The sequence below is a fragment of the Candidatus Corynebacterium faecigallinarum genome (assembly GCF_052264515.1).
GTDB classification, from domain to species: Bacteria; Actinomycetota; Actinomycetes; order Mycobacteriales; family Mycobacteriaceae; genus Corynebacterium; species Corynebacterium faecigallinarum.
Genome location: NZ_JBQQOC010000050.1, coordinates 1 through 6,750, shown reverse-complemented (window position 1 = coordinate 6,750; position 6,750 = coordinate 1). Strand labels below are relative to the sequence as shown.

The 6,750-nt window shown below is 67.8% G+C and carries 7 protein-coding genes; 3 read left to right on the top strand and 4 right to left on the bottom strand.

Features of this window, described 5'->3' with window-relative positions; translation table 11 throughout:
• Positions 1-484: LysR substrate-binding domain-containing protein (locus ACTXPP_RS13805; RefSeq protein WP_443342649.1), on the top strand; the 484-nt coding region annotated here is incomplete at its 5' end.
• Here ACTXPP_RS13805 and ACTXPP_RS13800 read toward each other — a convergent pair.
• From ACTXPP_RS13800 to ACTXPP_RS13790, 3 genes are read right to left on the bottom strand one after another with little or no spacing between them, the layout of a single operon-like run.
• Complete coding sequence (locus ACTXPP_RS13800) at positions 481-2,910, bottom strand: ATP-binding cassette domain-containing protein (protein WP_443342647.1); 2,430 nt, start codon at positions 2,908-2,910, stop codon at positions 481-483. The genes ACTXPP_RS13805 and ACTXPP_RS13800 overlap by 4 nt on opposite strands.
• 48 nt (positions 2,911-2,958) lie before the next feature.
• Complete coding sequence (locus tag ACTXPP_RS13795; RefSeq protein WP_301496417.1) at positions 2,959-3,804, bottom strand: ABC transporter permease; 846 nt, start codon at positions 3,802-3,804, stop codon at positions 2,959-2,961.
• On the bottom strand, positions 3,801-4,802 hold the full coding sequence (locus ACTXPP_RS13790) for an ATP-binding cassette domain-containing protein (protein WP_301496415.1): 1,002 nt from the start codon (positions 4,800-4,802) through the stop codon (positions 3,801-3,803). The genes ACTXPP_RS13795 and ACTXPP_RS13790 overlap by 4 nt, the downstream gene beginning before the upstream one ends.
• Before the next feature lie 70 nt (positions 4,803-4,872).
• On the opposite strand from ACTXPP_RS13790, the gene ACTXPP_RS13785 reads away from it, so the two are divergent.
• Both ACTXPP_RS13785 and ACTXPP_RS13780 read left to right on the top strand, forming a co-directional pair.
• Positions 4,873-5,682 (top strand): TetR/AcrR family transcriptional regulator, encoded by an 810-nt coding sequence (locus ACTXPP_RS13785; RefSeq protein WP_301520781.1) that lies wholly within the window; start codon positions 4,873-4,875, stop codon positions 5,680-5,682.
• Positions 5,683-5,738: 56 nt separating this feature from the next.
• Positions 5,739-6,485 (top strand): SDR family oxidoreductase, encoded by a 747-nt coding sequence (locus ACTXPP_RS13780; RefSeq protein WP_301524715.1) that lies wholly within the window; start codon positions 5,739-5,741, stop codon positions 6,483-6,485.
• Positions 6,486-6,505: 20 nt separating this feature from the next.
• Here ACTXPP_RS13780 and ACTXPP_RS13775 read toward each other — a convergent pair.
• On the bottom strand, positions 6,506-6,750 hold a 245-nt coding region (locus ACTXPP_RS13775; protein WP_443342644.1), incomplete at its 5' end, for an SRPBCC family protein.

Below are 6,750 nucleotides of genomic sequence, written 5' to 3'. Positions count from 1 at the left end.
GGGTGTGGTCACCGCCTCCGCCGACCCGGTCTCCGGATGTGAGGTCGAGCCGCTCGGGGTGCTGCGGTACTGGCCGGTCTGCTCCCCGGCACTTGCCGAGCAACTGGGCACAGAAAACGCAGACGGCACAGGCGACACAGACGGCACAGCCGGATGGGGATCCCTGCCGCTGCTCATCATCGGTGAGCATGACCGGATGACCGACGACATCCTCGACCTGCACGGCATCACCCCGGACCCGGGTCGCCGGGTTTCCCGGATCCCCAGCTTCGAAGGGCTCAACGACGCCGTCGTCGCAGGTCTCGGCTGGACGGTGGTCCCGGTTCCCTCGGCCTCCGCGTTCGTGGACGCCGGCACCATGGTCCGGCTCAGCGACGACGTCCACGAGGTGCCGCTGTACTGGCAGCGGTGGCGGCTGGAATCCGACACCCTGGAGGCACTGACCGATGCAATCCACGCCGCGGCTGCGGTGGGGCTGGGTTAACTGGAGGACGTGGACAGTGCTCGTCCGGTCGCGGTATCCGTCCCCGCAACCTCGGCTGGCGTCCCGTCGGCGATGATGCGTCCACCGTCGGCACCCGCACCGGGACCTAAGTCGATCACCCGGTCGGCCTGGGCGACAACCCGCAGGTCATGCTCGACGACCACGACGGAATCCCCGGCGTCCACCAGGCGGTGCAGTTCGGTGACCAGCAGATCCACGTCCGCCGGGTGCAGTCCGGTCGTCGGCTCGTCCAACAGGTGCACCGTCGGGGTACGTCGCCGCGTCCTACTGGAGCGCTGCAGCTCGGTGGCCAGCTTGATGCGCTGCGCCTCGCCGCCGGAGAGCTCCGGGGCACCCTGGCCCAACCGCAGGTAGTCCAGTCCGACCGCATGCAACGCCTGCAGGACAGCGGCAATCTGCGGCTCGTCGGCGAAGACGTCCCCGGCCTCGGCGACGGTGAGGTCCAGAATGTCGGCCACCGTGTAGCCGTGCCAGGTGACCTGGAGGGTTTCGGCGTTGTACCGGGCGCCGTGGCAGTCCGGGCAGGTGGTGTAACTGCCCGGCAGGAACACCAGCTCCACCTCGATCGTGCCTTCCCCGTTGCAGGTCGGGCAGCGTCCTTCGGTGACGTTGTAGGAGAACCGCGACACCGTCCAGCCGCGCTTCCGCGCCTCCCCGGTGGACGCGAAGAGTTTGCGCACCCGGTCGAACAGACCGGTGTAGGTCGCCAGCGTGGAGCGCGGCGTGCGACCGATGGGCTGCTGGGTGATCAGCAGGGTGCGCAGCCCCTCATCCTCCAGGAGCGAGGGGAGTACCTGTGAGACCAACGTCGACTTGCCTGACCCGGAGACCCCGCTGACCGCCGTGAACTGGCCGAGCCCGACGGTGGTGTCGATGTCGAGGGTGCGCTCGGTGGTGCGGACCGGCACCTGCGAGGTGGCCGTCCGCGGGGCATCTACATCCCCGGTCAGGGTGGGGAAGGACGCGGCGAGCGCCCGGCCGGTGGGGGTGTCCCGGCCCGCCAACCCCGTCTGCTGTCCTGCCACCGGACCCGACCACAGCACCTGACCGCCGTGCTCGCCGGCACCGGGGCCGACGTCGATCACCCAATCGGCGCCTGCGACCAAGGACATGTCATGCTCCACGAGGATCACACTGTTGCCGGCGTCGACGAAACGACGCATCAGGTCCCGCACCGCGGTGCGCTCGGTCGGGTGCAGTCCCGCCGACGGTTCATCGAGGACGTACACGACCCCGAACAGGCCGGAGTGCAGTTGGGACGCCAACCGCAGTCGCTGCATCTCCCCGGCGGACAGGGTCCGCGCGGGGCGGTCCAGACTCAGATGGCCCAGGCCGAGATCGATCGCGGCAGTGAGCGTCGGGACGACCTGGTCCAGCAGCAGGCGCTCGGCCTCGGCGGTGGAGTCGAGTGGCGCAGTTTCGGGCGCGGTATCCGGTGTAGCACCCGGCCCACGGTTCACGACCGTGAGCACCTCGTCCAAGGAGAGTGCATTGAGTTCGTCGACCGCGAACCCGCGGTAGGTCACCGCCAGGGCGTCACTGGTGAGCCGGCGGCCTTGGCAGTCCGGGCAGGTGGACTCCTCCATGAAGGACAACACGCGGTTGCGCGTGGTGTCCGACCCGGTGGAGGCCAGCGTCTCGCGCAGGTACACCGCCACTGACCGCCACGTTCCGTCGTAGGTGCGCTGGATCTGGTGGGCGCCACGCACCGGGTGGACGGTGACCACCGGCTTGTCCTCGGTGAACAGGATCCAGTCCCGGTCCTCCCGGGACAACTGCGACCAGGGCACGTCGGTGTCGTAGCCGAGGGTGACCAGGATGTCGTGGAAATTCTTGCCCAGCCACGCGCCGGGCCAGGCGGCGACGGCTCCGTCGTCGATCGACAGTGAAGCGTCCGGCACCATCGACGCCTCGGTGGGGGCGTGGACGGTGCCGGTGCCCTGGCACGTCGGGCACATGCCGGCGGCGGTGTTGGGGGAGAAGTGGTCGGAATCCAGGCGTCCGACCCGGTCCACCAGAGCATCCGGGTACTCACCGCACCGGGAGAACAACAGACGCACCGAGTTCGACACCGTGGAGAAGGTGCCTACTGTCGAGCGGGCACCGCCGGCAGAGCGGGCCTGCTCGAGTGCGACACTCGGCGGCAGTCCCTCGACGCGGGCGACCTTCGGGTCGACCGCCCCGGCGATCAGTCGGCGGGCGAAGGGGGCGACGGACTCCAGGTACCGGCGTTGTGCCTCACCGTGGATCGTCCCGAACGCCAGGGAGGACTTGCCGGATCCGGAGACGCCGGTGATCGCCACCAGGCAGTCCCGCGGCAGTTCGACATCCACGTGACGGAGATTGCGCAGGTGGGCGTCGTGGACGCGGATCATTCCGGAGTCAGGGTGCGTGCTGTCGACCATGGCCGTCCAGTCTAACCGGTGACGCCTGGGCCGGGGCAGGTGCACGTCCTACCTGCTGAGTCGACGGTAGGCCCTCGCCGACAGCGGGACGAAGACCGCCAGCAGGACCAGGGGCCAGATCACCGCCGCGAGGACGGCATGGTCGGCGAGCAGGCCACCGGTGTAGCCAGTCGGGTTGCCGAAGAGTTCACGGACTGCGGTGGCGGTCGCCGAGATCGGGTTCCAGGTGGCGACCGGTTCCAGCCAGGACGGCATGAACTCCGGGGAGACGAATGCCGCCGACAGGAAGCCGACCGGCCAGACGAGGACCTGGACCAACATGCCCGCGCCTTCGTTGCGGCCGATGGTCAGTCCCAGGTAGATGCCGATCCACAGCACCGCCATCCGGAACCAGAGCAGGAGGACGACTGCCAGCAGGGCCTCGGCGGGTGAGCCGGTGATTCCCCAGCCGAGCAACAGACCACCGACGATCAGGACAGTCAACTCGACCGTCGAGGTGATCATGTCCGCACCGACCCGGCCGAAAGCGACGGAGGTGTCGCCGATGGGCAGGGAACGGAAGCGGTCGGTGATCCCCTTCTTCGCGTCATTGGCCATGGCCGTGGTCGTGGCCTCGACCCCGAACATCATGGACAGGGCCATCATGCCGGGCAGCAGGAAGTGGATGTAGTCCCCGCCGCCGGGCAGGTCGATGGACCCGCCGAAGAGCAGGGCGAACATCAGCAACAGCATGATCGTGAACATGATGCCGAAGATGGGTGTCAGCGGTTGGCGCGCCCAGTGCTGCAGTTCGCGGCGAGTGAGGATGAGTCCGCTGCGCAGGCTGTTCGTGGATTGAGTGGGCTGAGTGGGGTGAGTGGGGTGAGTGGGGTGAGTGGGTGCAGTGGTGGTCATGCTGTCTCCTTCTCGGGCCGGTCCTGGTGTGATCGGTCCGGGTGTGCGGTGACGGCGAGGAAGACCTCGTCGAGGGTGGGACGCCGCAGTGCGATGTCGCTGGGAGGGATGCCGGCGACGTCGAGTGCGCGGACGGTGTCAGTGAGATCGGTGGCCCCGCGTGGCGCGGGGACGCTGATGAACGTGCTCTCCGGTGTGACCGTGAGGTCGTCCTCGGTGACATCGGCCCCGGACCGGGTGCAGTTCAGGGCGGCGAGGATATCGGCCGGTGCAACGTCCGGGCCGAATGTGAGGTCGATCCGGTCGCCGCCGAGTGCGCCCTTGAGTTCTTCCGGGGTGCCTTCGGCAATCACACGGCCGTCTTTCATGATCGAGATCCGGTCGGCGAGGCGGTCGGCCTCCTCAAGGTACTGGGTGGTCAGCAGGACGGTGGTTCCCTCGGACGCGGCGCGGGTGATCGCGTCCCAGACATCCAGGCGTCCCTGCGGGTCGAGGCCGGTGGTGGGCTCGTCGAGGAACAGGACGTCAGGATTCCGGATCAGTGACACGGCGATGTCGAGGCGGCGCCGCATGCCTCCGGAGTAGCCGGATGCCGGACGATCGGCGGCCTCGGTGAGGGAGAACTGCTTCAGCAGTTCGGTGGCTCGCCGGGCGGCGTCCTTGCGGGACAGGCCGAGCAGCCGGGCGAACATCACCAGGTTCTGGTGTCCGCTGAGGATCTCGTCCACTGCGGCGTCCTGGCCGACCAACCCGATCCGCTGACGGACCGACGTGCCGTCGGAGACGTCGATCCCGGAGACCCGGGCGGTGCCACCGTCGTGACTGGTGAGGGTGGTCAAGATCCCGACGGCGGTGGACTTCCCGGCGCCGTTGGGCCCGAGGAGGCCATGGATCGTCCCTGGTGCGACGGTGAGGGTGAAGCCGTCGAGTGCGCGCTTGTCGCCGTAGGTTTTGACGAGGTCGAGGGCATGAAGGGCAGGGGATGGTGCAGCATTCACCCAAAACTCCTAACAGTGTTCGGACTTGAAGGACTTTTTAACGTACGCCGTTCGGAGTATGGTGTCAACCATGGCTGAGAACTCCACCGACCGCATGCTCCGGCTGCTCTGGCGCCACCAGTTGGGCGAGGAGTCCGGTGCGCGCGGACCGAGGAAAAAATGGACCCTCGACGAGGTCGTCGACACCGCCATCGCCGAGGCCGACGGGGCGGGGCTGGACGGACTGGCGGACCTGTCGGGGCTGTCGATCCGCCGGCTCGCCGAGAAGCTCGGCACCTCGGCGGCCACGCTGTACACCTACATCCCAGGCCGGGACGAACTGCTGGGCCTCATGGTCGACCAGGTGATGGGGCGGGTTGATCTACCGACGTTCAAGGACGCCGCCGACAGCGTCGGGGACGCCGAAACCTCCGACGGCTGGCGCGATCGGCTGCGCACCGTCTCGCAGGTGACCTGGGATGAGATCCACGACCACCCCTGGTTGATCGGTGCGCAGAGCCACCGCCCGATGATCGGGCCGAACATCTCCGCCCGCTACGAATGGCAGCTCACCGCCCTGGAGGGCTGCGGGCTCGACGACATCGCCATGGACCACACCATCAGCCTGGTCACCGCCCATGCCACGGCCAGTGCCCAGGCCGACCTCGGCGCCGAACGGCTGGCGCAGACCTCCGGGATCAGCGATGCGCAGTGGTGGGAGGTCAACGGGCCGGTACTTGCCGAGGTCATGCCGGAGGGCAGCTACCCGATCTCCGGGCGGGTGGGCAGTGCCGTCGGCGAAAAGTATCAGGCGATCACCGACCAGAAGGCTGTCTACGCCTTCGGCCTGGCGACGATCCTCGACGGTGTGGGGCGGCGGAGGGACAGTACCCCGTCCTGACTCCGTCCTGGCTCTGCCCCGGGGTCCTGCCCGCGGGATATGGCTAGGCTGGCACCATGGATCTTGGAATTGCAGGGCGTTGGGCCGTGGTGGGAGCTTCGAGCAAGGGGCTGGGGTTCGGGTGCGCGGCAGCGCTCGCGAACGAGGGGGTGAATCTCGTCGTCAATGCCCGGGGGAGTGATGCCCTCGCTGAGGCAGCGGTGCAGCTACGACGCACCGGTGTGGAGGTCCGCGAGGTCGTCGGATCGGTGACGGAACCCGAGGTACGCGCTGAACTGCTGGACGCCGCACCACAGATCGACATCCTGGTCACCAACGCCGGGGGACCGCCGACCGGGGACTTCCGCGACTGGGACGAGGACACCTGGCTCGCCGCGATCCGCCAGAACATGCTCACCCCCGTCGAACTGATCAACGCCACCGTGGACGACATGGCCGGGCGTGGCTTCGGCCGGGTCGTCAACATCACCTCGGCGGCGGTGAAGGCCCCGATCGCGAAGCTCGGCCTGTCCAACGGCGCACGCAGCGGATTGACCGGCTTCATTGCTGGTGTGGCCCGCCAACCGCAGCTCGCGTCGTCCAATGTGACCATCAACAATCTGTTGCCTGGCAGGTTCGCCACCGCACGGCTGACCGAGACCGGTGACGGCACGATGCCGGAGCCCACCGGGATCCCGACCGGACGCTTCGGCGACCCCGCCGAGTTCGGGGCGACGTGCGCTTTCCTGTGCTCGAGCCAGGCGTCCTACATCACCGGTCAGAACGTCCTGATAGACGGAGGCGCCTACCCAGGTACGTTCTGAACTGATTCTGGCTGGGAATTTCAGTCCTGTACGTGGACGGCCAGCTGGGCGAGAATGCTGCTCTTCCAGCCGCTACCCATTCCTTTGTGCGCCCTGAGCTGTGTCGGGTCGTCCAGGTCGAATCCTGAGTGTTCGACGAAAACCCCCGTGCCTTGCCCTTCAGGTATGAGTTTCCAGGTCACGACGGTGTCCAGAGGTGGGTTCTTCCAGGTGTAGCGGATGAGCTCCTGCGGAACGACTTCCAGAACCGTGCATTTCGTTGTGC

Bases quoted from the DNA above. Each gene is read 5' to 3' on its own strand.
- ACTXPP_RS13780 (WP_301524715.1), top strand. From the start codon at position 5,739: ATGGATCTTGGAATTGCAGGGCGTTGGGCCGTGGTGGGAGCTTCGAGC.
- ACTXPP_RS13785 (WP_301520781.1), top strand. From the start codon at position 4,873: ATGGCTGAGAACTCCACCGACCGCATGCTCCGGCTGCTCTGGCGCCAC.
- ACTXPP_RS13800 (WP_443342647.1), bottom strand. From the start codon at position 2,910: ATGGTCGACAGCACGCACCCTGACTCCGGAATGATCCGCGTCCACGAC.
- ACTXPP_RS13795 (WP_301496417.1), bottom strand. From the start codon at position 3,804: ATGACCACCACTGCACCCACTCACCCCACTCACCCCACTCACCCCACT.